A 15851-nucleotide genomic window follows, 5' to 3' on the forward strand; every position below is an offset into this window, starting at 1 on the left:
CATGACAGGCGATTAATAGTAGCCAATCAGTTTCCACCATACTAATCCGATGATAAAAATCAGGGCGACGTTAAACGTGACGATGCAGAAATTGATTTTATAGAAGCGGTGCCGTTCAAGTAACCTTGAGCAAAGTAGATTAGGCTGGGGTCTCCACCGTATTCGGTATTTCCCCACATCAGGTTGCTAAAAATCCCAAAACAGATGGCGGCCATCATGGGCGGTGCGCCTGTTGCTATTGCGCTCTCACCACTCGATTGCGTCCTTGCTGTTTGGCTTGATAAAGCGCGATATCGGCGCGGTTTATCAGTGTACTCAATGTTTCGTTTGGCTGCCGTTCGGCTATACCACAGCTTATTGTGACCTGGATCATCTCTTCCCGATAAGGAATTCTTGTTGTTTCAACGCTATGGCGTAACGCTTCCGCACGCTGTTGTGCGGCGTTGATATCACAGTCATCTAGCAAAATCACAAACTCTTCGCCTCCCCAGCGGCACGACTGATCGCTGTCGCGCGTGTTGGTGGATAATACGGAGGAGATTTCCTGTAACACGAGATCGCCCACGCTGTGTCCATAGCGATCGTTAATTTGTTTAAAGTGGTCGATATCAATCAGCAGGATGGAAACAAATTTGGACTGTGTGGCGCTTTTCGTATTCCATTTACGGAACAAATAATCAAACGCCTGACGGTTCATCAACCCTGTGAGTTTATCCGTGGTGGCCATTTGTTCAAGACGACGCTGGTAGCCTCCAATGGTTATCCATAACAGGAATAAAACCAGCACGCTGACGACAATACTGACGCCTAAATTCTTCATCAGAGTGGTAAATAGACGCTTCTCGGCGGGATGGTTGCTCTGCTCTACCATTAAGTACCAGCCGAACTCTGGAATCAGACGCGTATTGAGGAACACTTTTTTACTGTCTGATTGATATTCATAAGCCCCGCCGGGAACGGTCAGGATCGCGGTGGCAATGTTGTCCAACCCTTGCTGCTGCTGGATCTTGAGCGGTCGCTTATAGTTTTCACTGTGTAAGGTGATATTGCCTTCTTTATCAATGAAATAGATTGTTCTGTTATAACGCTGCTCATATTTCTCAATGAGATGCTTAACGCGTTCAACCGGAATGCCTACGCCAGTGATGCCGATGAAATTACCTTCGTAATCCACCACTTTGTGATTGATGAAAATATCAAGGCGTGTGTGGTTCTCAGGATCGAACAGGATGTCGATAGCATAGGGCATCTCATCGGACAGCGTTCGATGTTGAAAGTACCACTGGTCGTCTGGGGAGTCTTCAGAGACGGTTTTCAGAATGCGCAGAGGATCGTAGTAGTGTTTGGTTTTATCTGAAATGAAAAACGAAAATACGGTATCGAAGCGGCGATCGATTTCCCTCAGGTAGCGGAACATGGCCTGCGGATCGCTTTCGCCTTTCAGTACCCAATCGCGTAAAAACGTATCGTGTGCCATTAGCGACGAAATAAAAATTGGCTTTAACAAATCCTGCTGGATTTCAGAGTAGACGTTGTCACTGGTTAGTGGCAGGGTATTTTCTTCGATTTCCTCTTCCAATGATTCTTTCGCCACTTCATAGCTGGTCCAGCTAATCACCAGAAATGCAGCGAGCAGCATGGAACCAAATATCACAATTGCACGTGTCTTGCCCAGCCAGTGTGAGGTGCTTATGAATCCAGTTTGCAAAATAATCTCCCCAAAGAATCATTGATGAGATAGGTGAATAAGCCTCTGTTTTCACCTAAAAATGGTGGTGCAACATTTTACTGGACTGACTGTGTAGCGCTGTTGGGTGAATGAATCGCAGATTCGTAGGATTCAGTATAGTAGTTACACTGTGGAAGTATTAGAGCAGCTTGTCGGAACGTAATGTTTTGTATTGTATTGTGGGCTTGTTAAAGCTCTCTTGTCGGTTTGATTATCCCTATGGTTAGATTCAATCAAACAATAATGTTGGGTGGATGACGATGAGCCATTATTCAGCAGCGAAAGAATCAGGCCCAACAGCGCTTTTATTGATTAATAAGCATGCGCGGAATGGTGATTCCTCTGCTCGCGATGTGAAACAGCTATTACAGCAAAACCAGATTACCCTCGTCGAGCCAGATGAAAAAGACGCGGGCTCATACAGCGATATTATACGTGCCTATGCGGGGCGGGTTGATTTCGTCATTATCGGCGGTGGCGACGGCACGTTAAATTCAGCGGCTCCCGGCCTGGTCGATACCGGATTGCCGTTGGGCGTGCTGCCATTAGGAACGGCAAATGACTTTGCGCGTACGGTGGGCATCCCTCGGGAGATTCGTCAGGCCATCCAGATTATTGCCAACGGCCAACGGCGTGCCGTCGATTTGGGGGAGGTTAACGGGCACTTGTTCTTTAACGTCTCCAGCATTGGGTTTTCTGCGGCACTGGCACGTGGGCTGTCAGCCAAGTCCAAAAAGCGCTGGGGAACGCTGGGTTATGCACTGGCGGCCTTTAAACTGCTGAAACAAAGTCGTCCTTTCCGCGTTGAGATTGAGCATGATGGCATCAAAGAGCGGGTTAGAACCGTGCAAGTGTCGGTGGGGAACGGGCGTTTCTACGGTGGTGGTATGGCGGTAGCACAGAGTGCGGCGCCCGATGATGGTCGACTGGATGTATATAGCCTGGAGGTTTCCCACTGGTGGGAAATGGTGGCACTTATCCCTTTTATTCGGCGGGGGACGCACGGACGCTGGCGCAAAGTTCGCGCCTTTTCTGCCAGACAGCTGACGTTGAGTACCTCAAGGCCGCACGATATTAATGCGGATGGCGAGCTGATTGGCAAAACGCCTGCGGTATTCGGAATCAGAGAAAAAGCGATTCAGGTTTTTGCCCCTCCGGTGTCCGGTTAACATGGATAGACCGTAAACAAACAGGGACACCATGCGGCGTCCCTGTTTGTTTAAAAAGGATGAGTCAGCGGATTATTTAAATACGCGGAAACGTTCTTCAAAGGGAATATAGGTTTTCTCACCGGCGGGTTGCTCAACGGAACCGAATGGCATTTGAGCACGCAGTTTCCAACTGGCAGGCAGACTCCACTGTGCTTTGACATCATTATCGATAAGCGGGTTGTAGTGCTGGAGTGAGGCACCAATTTTTTCCTGCGCCAGCGTCGACCACACGGCGAACTGCGCGATACCGGTTGAGTGTTCTGACCAAACTGGGAAGTTATCGGCATAAAGCGCGAATTTTTCCTGTAGCGCTTCAATTACGCTGGTGTCTTCAAAGAACAGGACGGTTCCGGCACCGGCGGCAAAAGAAGCGAGCTTGCCTTCTGTCGAGGCAAAGGCGTCCGCAGGCACAATTTTCTTCAGTTGCTGTTTAACAATATCCCACAGCTTGTGGTGCTGCTCGCCGAACAGAATGACAACGCGGGAACTTTGTGAATTAAAAGAGGAGGGGCTTTCATTAACGGCTTCGGTAATGAGCGCGGTAACCTGATCTTCTGATATCGGTAGTTTATTACCGATGGCATAGATTGAACGACGGGCCTTGATTGACTGCAAAAAAGCATTACTCATGGTGTGTTCCTCAGTTTACATGATGACTTACCTTGATACTGTGTCACCGATTTTTGCCGTATTCAATGGCTTATCGTGCCGGATGCCAATCTTCCTGCTTTTTGTTTTACCCGCCGCAGACGTCGCATCGTGGGTTTTTCGGCAGCGTGATTTCGCGAAATTGCAGCGTCATTGCATCGAACATCAGCAACCGACCCGTAGCGAGTTTGCCATAGCCCGTTAGCAGCTTAATGGCTTCCATTGCCTGTAAACTCCCGATCGTTCCCACCAGCGGCGACATCACGCCCGCTTCTACGCAGGTCAGTACATTGGCTCCGAACAGGCGGCTGAGGCAATGGTAGCAAGGTTCATCGGGCTGATAGGTAAAGACGCTGATTTGACCTTCCATCCGAATTGCCGCACCGGAGATCAGCGGCTTTTTGAACTGGAAGCCAATACGGTTCAGGCGATTACGGATGGTGACGTTGTCGGTACAATCCAATACTGCATCGTGCTGGCTGACCAGCTCGCTCAACGCATCGTCATCGAGATCGCCATTAACGGTATCAAGCGAAAGATGCGGGTTCATGTCGGCCAGCGTCAGACGCGCCGACTCGACTTTTGCCATCCCGATGCGGGCATCGCGGTGCAGAACCTGACGTTGCAGGTTAGATAGAGAAACGGTATCAAAATCCAGCAGCGTCAAGTGTCCTACGCCCGCTGCGGCCAGATATTGCGCGGCAGCACAGCCGAGTCCGCCGAGCCCGACAATCAGCAGGCGTGATGCTTTGAGCTTTTCCTGCCCGTCAAAATCAAAGCCGCGCAGTACAATCTGTCGATTGTAGCGCAGCATTTCTTCATCGCTCAGTTCCGGTAACATACTTAGTGTCCCAGCAGGGCGTTGAAAGGCTCGATTTCTACCCATTCACCGGCGGCGACGTGTCCGCGATCCTGTTCAAGCACGATAAAACAGTTACCGAGGCTGAACGAGCTGAAAACGTGTGAGCCCTGATGCCCAGTGGTTCTCACCTCCAGTTCACCCTGCGCGTTGCGGCTGAAAATGCCGCGCTGAAAATCGGTGCGCCCCGGCGTCTTTTTCAGTGCGCTGGTGGTTTTGACGCGAACACGCGGCGGCTGGTGCCATTGTGTATAGCCAGACAGGCGAGCCAGCAGCGGCTGAACCAGTTGATAGAACGTCAGTGCAGCGGAAACCGGATTCCCCGGCAGACCGCAGAACCAGGCGTGGTGTAATTTGCCGAAAGCGAAGGGTTTACCGGGTTTGATCGCCAGTTTCCAGAAATGGATGTCACCCAGTTCATCCAGCATTTGCTTGGTGTAATCGGCTTCGCCAACGGAAACGCCACCGCTACTGATCACCAGATCGGCAAGCTGGTCAGCTTCATGGAATGCCGCACGTAGCGCGGCGGGATCGTCGCGGATGATGCCCAGATCGTGCACCTCGCAACCCAACTGTTCCAGCATCAAACGCACGGCGAAACGGTTGGTGTCATAAATCTGGCCCACTTCCAGCGGTTTACCGACGGGTTGCAGCTCATCACCAGTTGAAAACACCGCGACTTTCAGACGGCGTATCACGTCAATCTGCGCAATCCCCAGCGAAGCCAGCAGCGGCAGTTCCGCCACGCCCAGTTTGCAACCCGCGGGCAGCACGCTGGCACCTGCCTGAATATCTTCTCCCGCCAGACGAATATTCTGGCCGGGTTTTACTTCATGTGGGAAACGGATGCCGTCCTCGCTGACGTCAGCCTGTTCCTGCATGATCACCGCATCGGCGCCTGCGGGAATCGGTGCACCGGTCATGATACGAATGCAGGTTCCGGCAGGCCATTCGCCCGTGAAGGGCGCGCCAGCGAAGGCTTTACCCGCCAGCGGTAGCGGTGCGGCCGCGGATAAATCAGCGTAGCGTACGGCATAGCCATCCATCGCGGAATTGGCAAAAGGCGGGACGTGAATCGGAGAGGCGATAGCATGGGCGGCGATCCGTCCTGCGGCGTCGAACAGGGATACGCGCTCTGTCTCGGTAAGGGAAGGAACCTGAGAAAACATATTTTCCAGAGCTTGTTCCAGAGTCAGTAAACCTGAGTTAACGCTTTCCATCTTCACTCCACCGTTTTTCATCAATACAGTTTTTTATCAATACGACTGATTACATCAATAAGAATCGTGTTTCGCCGACGTGTTGTTTACGGGCGAAAATCGGTTTCCTATGCCAGTATTAATTATGTCAGAGTTCGTAACGTGGGTGAATGTATGCAGGTCAAGGAATGCGGCTTTTGACGTGTGGCCCTCGGTTAGGTGTTAAGCAATAGGCGAATGGTTAAAAACAGTCGCCTTTGCCCACAACGTGAACTATTTCGTATAAAAGTGTGTGCATCGACGTGAGAGTCCACGCCTCATGGTGCGGCTGTCTTGTGGTTAACTATATGTTATGAAAAGAATTTTTTACTGCATTGATTTCAGTTTCTGCTTTACATCATACCTTGCGCTAAATATAGTCGGAAATCGCTGATAATTTGTCCCCAATCGCGCTGTGCTGATTCCAGCCGCATTTATATGGAGATTCGCCGTTCATGTTGCCCACACAGGATCATTATGCCTCATTGTCTTCCCCTGTTCCGGGGCTGATTTTGCCTGAAAAACGGGTGGTAGAGGTGCGCAACCTGAGTGTCTATTTCGAGCAGCAGGGACAACGAACGGATGCGGTACGTAATCTGACGTTCTCTGTCGATCGGGGCGAGACGCTGGCTATCGTCGGGGAGTCGGGATCGGGCAAGTCGGTCACGTCGCTGGCGCTGATGCGTCTGGTCGAGCATGCAGGCGGGGTGATTCATCAGGGTGACATGCTATTCCGTCGCCGTGATGGGCAGGTGCTGGATCTCCGTGGGACACGCCAGCGCGTGATGCGAACGTTACGAGGGGCGGATCTGGCGATGATCTTCCAGGAGCCGATGACGTCGCTGAACCCAGTTTTCCCCGTCGGTGAACAGATAGCAGAGTCGATTCGTTTACATCAGGGGATGGATAGACGCACTGCGCGTTTGGAGACGTTGCGTATGTTGGATCTGGTCAGAATACCGGAGGCGCGCAACGTGCTGGATCGTTATCCCCACCAGCTTTCTGGCGGAATGCGCCAGCGGGTTATGATTGCGATGGCGCTTTCCTGCAAGCCGTCACTGCTGATTGCCGATGAACCGACAACCGCGTTGGATGTCACCATTCAAGCGCAAATTCTGCAACTTATCCGTGTGTTACAGCGTGAAATGAACATGGCCGTGATTTTCATCACTCATGATATGGGCGTAGTGGCAGAAGTGGCTGAGCATGTATTGGTGATGCGCGGTGGGGAAAGTGTCGAAGCGGCAAGTGTGGGGCAGATCTTTACTGCGCCGCAGCACTCGTATACCCAAGCGCTTTTGGCGGCGGTACCGGCATTAGGATCGATGCGTGGACAACCGTTTCCGGCAAAATTTCCGCTGCTGGATCAAAACACGGCATGCATTGCGGACAACGTGCCGCAGGATACCGTTCCCGTGGATGCCACGCCGATCTTACAAGTGAATAATCTGGTGACGCGCTTTCCGATTCGCAGTGGATTACTGAACCGCGTGACCCGGCAGGTGCATGCGGTAGAAAAAGTCAGCTTCGACCTCTGGCCGGGCGAAACGCTCTCGCTGGTGGGGGAATCTGGGTGTGGTAAGTCAACTACGGGTCGTGCGTTGCTCCAACTGGTTGAAAGTCAGCAGGGTGAAATTACCTTTAATGGTCAGCGTATCCATCAGTTGAAAGGTGCGGCGTTACAGCATCTGCGGCGTGATATTCAGCTAATCTTCCAGGATCCGTATGCATCATTGGATCCCCGTTTGACGGTTGGATTTTCAATTATGGAACCACTGTTGGTTCACAATATTTGTCGCCGACAGGAAGCGGAGAAACGTGTGGAATGGCTGTTGTCACGCGTAGGGTTGGAGCCTGAACATGCCCGACGCTATCCGCATGAGTTCTCCGGCGGACAGCGACAGCGCGTTTGCATCGCCAGAGCGCTGGCGCTGAACCCCAAGGTCGTGATTGCGGATGAAGCGGTATCCGCGCTGGACGTGTCGATTCAGGCGCAAATCATCAATCTGATGCTAGAACTACAACGTGAGTTCGGCATCGCATTTTTGTTTATTTCACATGATATGGCGGTGGTCGAACGCATCAGTCATCGCGTGGCAGTGATGTATATGGGGCAGATTGTCGAGATCGGCCCGCGTCAAGACGTATTCGAGCGACCCCGGCACCCCTATACCCGCAAGCTAATATCGGCCGTGCCGGTTGCTGACCCCTCACGCCGCCAGCGTGAGCAGGTATTGCTGGTTGATGAAATACCTAGCCCGATCCGGGCGATTGGCGATGAGCCGACCACGGCGCCTCTGATTCAGGTTGGCGAGCGACACTTTGTGGCGCACCACCCGATTGCAGGTGCTTATTGACAGGGATTCATAAGGAGAACGTAGCATGAGCGTAATGACGATACAGCGGCGCTGGTTAGTGGCCGCAGGGGTAACCGCAGCAATGGTGGCATCACCCGTTTGGGCTGCTAAAGATGCGGTTATTGCCGTGGGTTCCACGTTTACCAGCCTGGATCCCTATGATGCCAACGACTCGCTATCGCAAACGGTGGCGAAATCATTCTATCAGGGGCTATTTGGCTTCGATAAAGACATGAAGCTGGTGAACGTCTTGGCGGACAGCTATGACGTCAGCCCCGATGGCCTGGCGTACACCGTCAAATTGCATCCCAGCGTTAAATTTCACGATGGATCGGCGTTTAACGCTGCTGCCGTCAAAGTGAATCTGGATCGCGCCAGTAATCCAGACAATCGTCTGAAGCGGTATAACCTGTTCAAGATGATCGACAAAACCGAGGCGGTGGACGATCTGACGGTGAAAATTACGCTAAAGACGCCGTTCTCGGCTTTTATTAACAATCTGGCGCATCCGGCAGCGGTGATGATCTCTCCGGCTGCATTGACGCAGTACGGCAAAGAGATCGGTTTCCATCCGGTAGGCACCGGCCCGTATCGCTTTGTGGCCTGGAATCAGACCGATTTTGTCAAAGTTGAGAAATTCAGCGGCTACTGGAAGACGGGGCTGCCTAAACTGGACAGCATTACCTGGCGTCCGGTGGTGGATAACAATACGCGTGCGGCACTGCTGCAAACGGGGGAGGCGCAGTTTGCTTATCCGATACCGTTCGAGCAGGCCAAGGTGTTAGAGAAGAATGACAAGCTGGCGCTGGTGGCGTCACCGTCGATTTTGCATCGCTACATCAGTATGAATGTCACTCAGAAACCGTTTGATAACCCGAAAGTTCGACAGGCGCTGAACTACGCGATTAACAAAGACGCGCTGATCAAAGTGGCGTTCTCCGGCTATGCGACGCCAGCCGCAGGGCCACTGCCGGGCAGTATCGATTATTCGGTAAAATATCATCCATGGCCTTACGATCCGGCCAAAGCGCGCGAGTTGCTGAAAGAAGCGGGCTATCCGGACGGTTTTACCACTACGCTCTGGTCGTCACATAACCACAGCACGGCGCAAAAAGTCTTGCAGTTCACGCAGCAACAGCTGGCACAGGTTGGGGTGAAAGTGCAGGTGACGGCGATGGATGCGGGGCAACGCGCTGCTGAAGTGGAAGGTAAAGGCGTTAAAGAAACGGGTGTCCGCCTGTTCTACACCGGCTGGTCGGCATCGACGGGTGAGGCAGATTGGGCGCTGTCGCCGCTGTTTGCCACGGCCTCCTGGCCACCGGCACAGTTCAACACGGCGTTTTACAGCAACCCGCAGGTTGATGCGGACTTGGCTAATGCGCTGAAAACGACGGATCGAGCGGAAAAGCAGAAACTGTACAAGGATGCGCAGGATAAAATTTGGGCCGATGCGCCGTGGATTTTCCTGGCGACAGAGCGGTTGGTCTCGGCTAACAGTAAGAAACTGACCGGGTTCTACGTCATGCCAGATACCTTGTTCAGTTTTGAGGATGCCGATCTGACGGAATAACTCACTGCAAAAGAATGATCAGGAAGTCGGGTGGCCGTTAGGCTACCCGCTGTGGTTAACACGCGTCTGCTTATAGGAGAGCCTGACACATGTATGTGGAAAACCGTTCATGCTGAATTATTTTATTAAACGGTTACTGGGGCTGATACCCACGCTCCTGATTGTTATGGTGCTGGTGTTCCTGTTCGTTCATCTGCTACCCGGCGACCCGGCGCGTCTGGCGGCCGGACGGGAAGCGGATGCTGCGGTGATCGAAATGGTACGGCAGGATTTGGGCTTGGATAAACCGCTGCCGCACCAGTTCTGGCATTTCTTGACCAATATTCTGCAAGGGGATTTGGGAACGTCGATGGTGTCGAAGCGACCCGTCACGCAAGAGATCGCGATGCGCTTTATGCCAACGTTTTGGCTGACAGTTTGCAGCATGGCGTGGGCGGTGATTTTTGGCATGGCGATCGGCATCGTGTCAGCCGTGTGGCGTAACGGCTGGCCGGACAGAATCGGGATGACGCTGGCGGTATCCGGCCTCTCTTTCCCTGCGTTTGCACTCGGCATGCTGTTAATGCAGATTTTTTCCGTCGAGTTAGGCTGGCTGCCGACGGTAGGCGCGGATACCTGGCTGCACTATATTTTGCCTTCGCTAACGCTGGGGGCCGCGGTAGCCGCGGTGATGGCGCGTTTCACCCGTGCGTCGTTTGTTGATGTCTTGCAGGAAGATTATATGCGTACGGCGCGGGCAAAAGGCGTGCGCGAATCGCTGGTTGTGCTGAAGCACGGGCTGCGTAATGCGCTGATTCCGGTGGTCACCATGATGGGTTTGCAATTTGGCTTTTTACTCGGTGGTTCCATTGTCGTTGAGAAGGTTTTCAACTGGCCGGGGTTGGGGCGGTTACTGGTTGATGCGGTAGAGATGCGTGACTATCCGGTGATTCAGGCGGAAGTGTTGCTGTTTTCGCTGGAGTTTATTCTGATTAATTTGCTGGTCGACATGCTGTACGCCGCGATTAATCCAGCCATTCGTTATAAATAAGGAAAGGGAATGAGACACTGGCGACGTAAAGCTATGCTGGCGACGCTCCCTGTCATTAGGGATAAATCCGTTCGTACGCCGTGGCGTGAATTCTGGCGGCGCTTTCTTCGGCAGCACGTCGCGGTGGCTGCTGGCATATTTGTGCTGCTGTTGATTGCCATTGCTTTTTGGGCTCCGTATCTGATGCCCTATGATGCCGAAAATTATTTTGATTATGATCGACTTAATGAAGGCCCCTCTTCGACACACTGGCTGGGCGTGGATTCATTGGGGCGTGATATTTTCAGCCGGATCCTGATGGGGACGCGTATTTCGCTGGCGGCGGGCATTTTCTCGGTACTGGTCGGGATGATGATAGGCACGACATTGGGTTTGTTGGCGGGCTACTACGAAGGGTGGGCAGACCGAATCATCATGCGTATATGCGATGTGCTGTTTGCCTTCCCCGGTATTTTGCTAGCGATTGCCGTTGTAGCGATTATGGGCAGCGGTATGGCAAATGTGATTGTCGCCGTCGCGATTTTTAGCATCCCTGCGTTTGCCCGTCTTGTACGGGGAAATACGCTGGTGCTGAAGCAGCTTACTTACATAGAATCTGCCCGCAGCATCGGTGCCAACGACTGGACGATTCTCTTTCGACATATTCTGCCTGGCTCGGTGTCTTCCATCGTGGTGTTTTTCTCGATGCGGATCGGAATGTCGATTATCACCGCAGCCAGCCTGTCATTTTTAGGGCTGGGCGCACAGCCACCAATGCCGGAGTGGGGAGCAATGCTAAATGAAGCGCGATCGGACATGGTGATTGCACCGCATGTTGCGATCTTCCCTAGTCTGGCGATCTTTCTGACGGTATTGGCGTTTAATTTATTGGGGGACGGCCTGCGTGATGCGCTCGATCCGAAATTGAAAAGCTGAATAAAAAAAGCGCGACAACGAATGCCGCGCTTTTCAGCAGTAAACCGTCAGCAATTAGAACGAGGTACGTTTATAGCTGCGGTACTGTGGTTGCCAGAAGTTATGGTCAATCGCTTTCTGCAATGCATCGGCAGAGGTGACGACGGCCACACCTTGCAGCTGTGCGGCTTTACCCACTTCCAGTGCGATACGCTTGGACACCTGCTGGATATCGGACAGATCCGGCAGCAGAGCGCCTTCGCCATTGTTCGCCAACGGCGAGCAGTCAGCCAGCGCGCGGCTGGCAGCCATCAACATACCGTCAGTGATACGCTTGGCACCTGACGCCAGTACACCTAACCCGATACCTGGGAAAATGTAGGAGTTGTTGCACTGCGCGATAGGGAAGACTTTATCCTGATAGTGAACCGGAGAGAACGGGCTACCGGTCGCGACCAGCGCTGAGCCTTCTGTCCAGCGGATGATATCTTCTGGACGCGCTTCCACACGAGATGTCGGGTTAGACAGTGGCATCACGATAGGACGAGCACAGTGTTTGTGCATTTCACGGATGATTTCCTCCGTGAACAGACCTGGCTGGCCGGATACACCGATCATGATGGTCGGCTTGGCATTGCGTACCACTTCCAGCAGTGAAATCGCGTCGCTGTTACAATCCCAATCGACCAGTAGTTCACTTTTCTGAACCAGCTTACTCTGGAAATCGAGCAGGTTCGGCAGTTTGTCTGTTAGCAGACCGAAACGGTCAACCATGAAGACGCGTGCGCGTGCTTCTTCATCGCTCAGTCCTTCTGACTTCATCTGCGCGATGATTTGCTCAGCGATACCACAGCCTGCGGAACCAGCGCCCAGGAAGGCAACGGTCTGATCGCGTAACTGTGTACCTGCTGCGCGGCTGGCGGCAATCAGGCTACCGATAGCAACAGCGGCGGTGCCCTGAATATCATCGTTAAAGCTGCAGATTTCATCACGATAGCGATTCAGCAGCGGTGTGGCGTTTTTCTGCGCGAAGTCTTCAAACTGCAACAGCACGTTTGGCCAGCGGCGCTTCACGGCCTGAATGAACTCGTCAACGAATGCATAGTATTCGTCGTCGGTGATACGCGGGTGGCGCCAGCCCATATACAACGGATCGTTCAGACGCTGCGGGTTGTTGGTACCCACATCCAGAACGACTGGCAGGGTGTAGGCTGGGCTGATGCCGCCACAGGCGGTGTATAGCGCCAGTTTACCAATCGGAATCCCCATACCGCCGATACCCTGGTCACCCAGACCCAAGATACGCTCACCGTCGGTCACCACGATGACTTTCACGTTTTGCTTGGTGGCGTTTTGCAGCATATCGTCGATATTTGCGCGGTTAGGGTAGGAGATAAACAGGCCACGGGCGCGACGATAAATATCGGAGAAGTGTTCACAGGCTTCGCCAACGGTCGGAGTGTAAATGATTGGCATCATCTCACTAAGGTGACCATCCAGCAGACGGTAGAACAGCGTCTCGTTGGTATCCTGTATGTTGCGCAGGTATACGTGTTTTTCAATATCGTGTTTGAATTCCTGATACTGGCGCCAGGCGCGTTCAGCCTGTTCTTCGATAGTTTCAACGGCTTCTGGCAGCAGGCCTGCAAGGTTAAAATCAGCGCGTTCTTCTTCAGTAAATGCGCTGCCTTTATTCAGCAGGGGAAATTCGAGCAAGATCGGACCAGCATAAGGGATGTAGAGAGGACGTTTGCTTTCGTATTCTAATTCCATGACTTTTTACTCTTCGGGTAACAGAAAAGACACTCAGGTGTTGTCGATGAAAAACTGCTGAGGATCTTAAATTACCCAGAGAATATGTACAGAAAATGTTAATTTAAATAGTTACAGATGGCTTGCATCTTGGCCGAAATACAGGCTTTATCGATTCACCTCTCTTTTTTTACCCTCACGCCGCTTAAATTTTGCACCTATCTTTGCTGTTATTCCTCAATAAAGTGGTGTTCAACGTCGGTGCAACCCAGCTCGGCCAACATAATTTGCGAAATGGCCCATTGGCTGACAACTGCATTGCGACGTTCAACGACAGCACCGCGTTTAATCGTGAACAGGTCTTCGCCAGCAAGATTCATCAGATTTAACGCGGTCTGCAAAGGCGGCAGGCTGGGGTTGAACGCGGCATTCTCTGCGTAGCGTCCGGTATAGATGTTGCCACTTGATGTCTCCAGCGCAATGCCGCTGATCGCTTTGCTGTAGGGTGCATGGCTACGGTTGGCGGCATCCAGAGCCAGACGTGCAAGCACCCCCACATTGTGCAATGTGGTGTTGTGGTCGATGTCATCCATCAACAACGTATCGATTTGCAAATCGACGGGGCCAAAGGCATCCGGCAGATAGTGGCTGAGTACGGCTGGCTGGCGACCGGGCAACTGAATACGTAGCGACGCCGCATTGCGCAATTCATTCATAAACTGACGACAGTGACCGCATGGTGTGTAGTTCACGGTTACCGCCCGCAGTCCACGCTCATTGCGTAGCCAGGCATGGCTGATGGCGCTTTGTTCCGCATGCACCGTTTGCTGAAGCTGAACGGCGGTAAACTCCATATTGGCACCAAAGTAGAAATTGCCGCTGAGCCCTTGCGCAATGGCACCAACCTGAAAATTCGAGATAGAGGCTTGTGCGCAGGCGGCAGCCAGAGGCAATAGCGCAAAGGCCAACGCATCGGCGTCTAGCTGGCTGGCTTTGCAGACCGCATTCACATCGTCAGCGGTTAACATGGCGGCGAAATCCGGTTTATCGATCAATGGGCCGAGCGCGTCTTGCAAACTGGCAGATAATTGCTGAAAGGTGTTTTCAAATCGTGGATGCATGTCGGCTTACTCTCTTTACCCGTCAATGACGTCATATTAGAAAGCAGAGTAGCAATAAATTGTGATTTAAGTCTCTTTATTGAATGAAATGACTGCAAATTAACCGCTAAATGCGAGATGTATCTCAATTTTATAGCAGGAACGATGTGGTTACACCGTTCCCATCAGGCTTCAGCCAGCAAAGTGCAAGAGTACGGGGAACACTAATGGAGCAATCAGCGACGTGATGATCCCGCATATAACCAGCGCCAGTGAACTGAACGCGCCTTCCTGATAATCCACCTCTGCGCTGCGCGCCGTGCCGAGCGCATGCGAAGCAGTGCCCATGGATAGCCCGCGTGCGGCTTTGGTTTTGATACCTACGCGATTGAACAGGCTGTGGCCTAATACGGCACCGAGAATACCGACAAAAATCACGCAGACCGCGCTGATCGCCGGAATGCCACCGATAGCGCCAGCGACGGCCATTGCAATCGGGGTGGTGACGGATTTTGGCAGTACCGAGGCGGCGATTTCTGGCGATGCGCCCATCCATAGCGCCACCAGCGTGCCGGAGATAATCGCCGTCAGGCTACCGATGAAGCACACGCTGATGATCGACTTCCAGCGTGCGCGAATTTGGTGCAGTTGTTCATAAAGCGGGAACGCCAGAGCGACCACTGCCGGTTGCAGCAGGTCATTAAGCACTTTACTGCCTTGAAAATAGTGTTCGTAAGGAATTTTCAGCACCAGCAACAGCGGGATAATAATCGCCATCGACACCAGTAGTGGATTTAACAGGGAGAGCTTGGTCAATATGGCCAGCTTACGTGCAGCGAAAAAAACTATCAAAGTAAGAGGCAGCGACCACCACAAATAGCTGAACATTATTCATTATCCTTCGGCGGCGTGCGATCGCCAGCCATGGCTCGTTCACGCTGCATTATCTGGGTACTAAAACCTACAATCAACATCACAACAAAGGTACTGATCAGACAGGAAACGACGATAGGGCCAAACTGCTGGCTGACCAGATCGTAATAATTCATCACGCCGACGCCGATGGGGACGAACAGAAGTGCCATGTGACGAATAAGGAGGTGGCAGCCCGGTTTTACCCACTTCGCGGGCAGGATTTGCGAGGCGAGGAGGGTGAACAAGACCAGCATGCCGATGATACTGCCGGGTATGGTGAATGGAAGTATTGCGGATACCGCATTGCCTGCCAGTAGACAGAGGTAAATCAATGCGAAAGCGCGTAAATACTGCCAGCAAACGATGAACGTATTACGCATGGGAAATTCCTGATTAGCAGAGGCGATTATCATAACGCTAATGGAATTTACGTGCCACAGATCACGAATTTTGTTAGGGAAGGTGAGTCGGCCTGAAGGATGAGCGATACCCATCCAGGCTGAAAATGAAACGAGAAGCGGGTGAGATAAATTCGGTTCAACCCCGCA

General features: G+C 52.4%; 13 protein-coding genes and 1 pseudogene. 5 read left to right on the forward strand and 9 right to left on the reverse strand.

The window, feature by feature from the left end; translation table 11 throughout:
- Positions 1-12: 12 nt before the first annotated feature.
- A pseudogene (locus tag KP22_RS22925) lies at positions 13-245 on the reverse strand (anion permease); the annotation flags it as partial.
- Entirely contained in the window at positions 236-1708 is a 1473-nt protein-coding gene (locus KP22_RS02110) for a sensor domain-containing diguanylate cyclase (RefSeq protein WP_039302540.1), read from the reverse strand. The gene KP22_RS02110 and the pseudogene KP22_RS22925, both read right to left, overlap by 10 nt.
- Positions 1709-1983: 275 nt before the next feature.
- On the opposite strand from KP22_RS02110, the gene KP22_RS02115 reads away from it, so the two are divergent.
- Positions 1984-2898 (forward strand): lipid kinase, encoded by a 915-nt coding sequence (locus KP22_RS02115; protein ID WP_039322124.1) that lies wholly within the window; start codon positions 1984-1986, stop codon positions 2896-2898.
- Between the two features lie 72 nt (positions 2899-2970).
- Here the strand turns inward: KP22_RS02115 and KP22_RS02120 are convergent, their stop codons facing one another.
- From KP22_RS02120 to moeA, 3 genes are all read right to left on the reverse strand, one after another.
- Positions 2971-3570 (reverse strand): nitroreductase family protein, encoded by a 600-nt coding sequence (locus KP22_RS02120; RefSeq protein ID WP_039302546.1) that lies wholly within the window; start codon positions 3568-3570, stop codon positions 2971-2973.
- Positions 3571-3676: 106 nt separating this feature from the next.
- Positions 3677-4429 carry a molybdopterin-synthase adenylyltransferase MoeB gene (gene moeB, locus KP22_RS02125; protein ID WP_039302548.1) on the reverse strand — a complete coding sequence of 251 codons (753 nt, stop codon included), beginning with the start codon at positions 4427-4429 and terminating at the stop codon, positions 3677-3679.
- Positions 4430-4431: 2 nt separating this feature from the next.
- The gene (gene moeA / locus KP22_RS02130) at positions 4432-5667 is read right to left on the reverse strand and encodes a molybdopterin molybdotransferase MoeA (RefSeq protein ID WP_039322127.1); all 1236 of its coding nucleotides are present in this window, start codon (positions 5665-5667) and stop codon (positions 4432-4434) included.
- Positions 5668-6140: 473 nt separating this feature from the next.
- Here moeA and KP22_RS02135 point away from each other — a divergent pair, with 473 nt between their 5' ends.
- The 4 genes from KP22_RS02135 to gsiD all read left to right on the forward strand — a co-directional run bounded on the left by KP22_RS02135 (position 6141) and on the right by gsiD (position 11557).
- Entirely contained in the window at positions 6141-8042 is a 1902-nt protein-coding gene (locus KP22_RS02135; RefSeq protein WP_039302554.1) for a dipeptide ABC transporter ATP-binding protein, read from the forward strand.
- Positions 8043-8067: 25 nt separating this feature from the next.
- On the forward strand, positions 8068-9612 hold the full coding sequence (gsiB, locus tag KP22_RS02140; protein ID WP_209428686.1) for a glutathione ABC transporter substrate-binding protein GsiB: 1545 nt from the start codon (positions 8068-8070) through the stop codon (positions 9610-9612).
- A gap of 109 nt (positions 9613-9721) precedes the next feature.
- Positions 9722-10642, forward strand: coding sequence for a glutathione ABC transporter permease GsiC (gene gsiC, locus KP22_RS02145; protein ID WP_039302557.1), 921 nt, complete (start codon positions 9722-9724; stop codon positions 10640-10642).
- A 9-nt stretch (positions 10643-10651) separates the two neighbouring features.
- Positions 10652-11557, forward strand: coding sequence for a glutathione ABC transporter permease GsiD (gene gsiD, locus KP22_RS02150; RefSeq protein ID WP_039302560.1), 906 nt, complete (start codon positions 10652-10654; stop codon positions 11555-11557).
- Positions 11558-11611: 54 nt separating this feature from the next.
- On the opposite strand, the gene KP22_RS02155 is transcribed toward gsiD, so the two are convergent.
- The 4 genes from KP22_RS02155 to KP22_RS02170 form a co-directional block, all read right to left on the reverse strand.
- A complete protein-coding gene (locus KP22_RS02155; protein ID WP_039302563.1) occupies positions 11612-13309 on the reverse strand; it encodes an NAD-dependent malic enzyme in 1698 nt (565 codons plus the stop codon).
- A gap of 209 nt (positions 13310-13518) precedes the next feature.
- Complete coding sequence (gene cdd, locus KP22_RS02160; protein ID WP_039322130.1) at positions 13519-14409, reverse strand: cytidine deaminase; 891 nt, start codon at positions 14407-14409, stop codon at positions 13519-13521.
- Between the two features lie 171 nt (positions 14410-14580).
- Positions 14581-15276, reverse strand: a complete 696-nt coding sequence (locus tag KP22_RS02165) for a CidB/LrgB family autolysis modulator (protein ID WP_039302570.1) — start codon at positions 15274-15276, stop codon at positions 14581-14583.
- Positions 15276-15683, reverse strand: a complete 408-nt coding sequence (locus KP22_RS02170) for a CidA/LrgA family protein (protein WP_039302573.1) — start codon at positions 15681-15683, stop codon at positions 15276-15278. The genes KP22_RS02165 and KP22_RS02170 overlap by 1 nt, the downstream gene beginning before the upstream one ends.
- Positions 15684-15851: the final 168 nt, after the last annotated feature.

Origin of the sequence: Pectobacterium betavasculorum, assembly GCF_000749845.1 — a bacterium.
Classification (GTDB): Bacteria; Pseudomonadota; Gammaproteobacteria; order Enterobacterales; family Enterobacteriaceae; genus Pectobacterium; species Pectobacterium betavasculorum.

What these genes read in the sequence shown, in the direction of transcription:
- KP22_RS02115 (WP_039322124.1), top strand. Translation starts at nt 1,984, where the DNA reads ATGACGATGAGCCATTATTCAGCAGCGAAAGAATCAGGCCCAACAGCG.
- KP22_RS02120 (WP_039302546.1), bottom strand. Translation starts at nt 3,570, where the DNA reads ATGAGTAATGCTTTTTTGCAGTCAATCAAGGCCCGTCGTTCAATCTAT.
- moeB (WP_039302548.1), bottom strand. Translation starts at nt 4,429, where the DNA reads ATGTTACCGGAACTGAGCGATGAAGAAATGCTGCGCTACAATCGACAG.
- moeA (WP_039322127.1), bottom strand. Translation starts at nt 5,667, where the DNA reads ATGGAAAGCGTTAACTCAGGTTTACTGACTCTGGAACAAGCTCTGGAA.
- KP22_RS02135 (WP_039302554.1), top strand. Translation starts at nt 6,141, where the DNA reads ATGTTGCCCACACAGGATCATTATGCCTCATTGTCTTCCCCTGTTCCG.
- gsiB (WP_209428686.1), top strand. Translation starts at nt 8,068, where the DNA reads ATGAGCGTAATGACGATACAGCGGCGCTGGTTAGTGGCCGCAGGGGTA.
- gsiC (WP_039302557.1), top strand. Translation starts at nt 9,722, where the DNA reads ATGCTGAATTATTTTATTAAACGGTTACTGGGGCTGATACCCACGCTC.
- gsiD (WP_039302560.1), top strand. Translation starts at nt 10,652, where the DNA reads ATGAGACACTGGCGACGTAAAGCTATGCTGGCGACGCTCCCTGTCATT.
- KP22_RS02155 (WP_039302563.1), bottom strand. Translation starts at nt 13,309, where the DNA reads ATGGAATTAGAATACGAAAGCAAACGTCCTCTCTACATCCCTTATGCT.
- cdd (WP_039322130.1), bottom strand. Translation starts at nt 14,409, where the DNA reads ATGCATCCACGATTTGAAAACACCTTTCAGCAATTATCTGCCAGTTTG.
- KP22_RS02165 (WP_039302570.1), bottom strand. Translation starts at nt 15,276, where the DNA reads ATGTTCAGCTATTTGTGGTGGTCGCTGCCTCTTACTTTGATAGTTTTT.
- KP22_RS02170 (WP_039302573.1), bottom strand. Translation starts at nt 15,683, where the DNA reads ATGCGTAATACGTTCATCGTTTGCTGGCAGTATTTACGCGCTTTCGCA.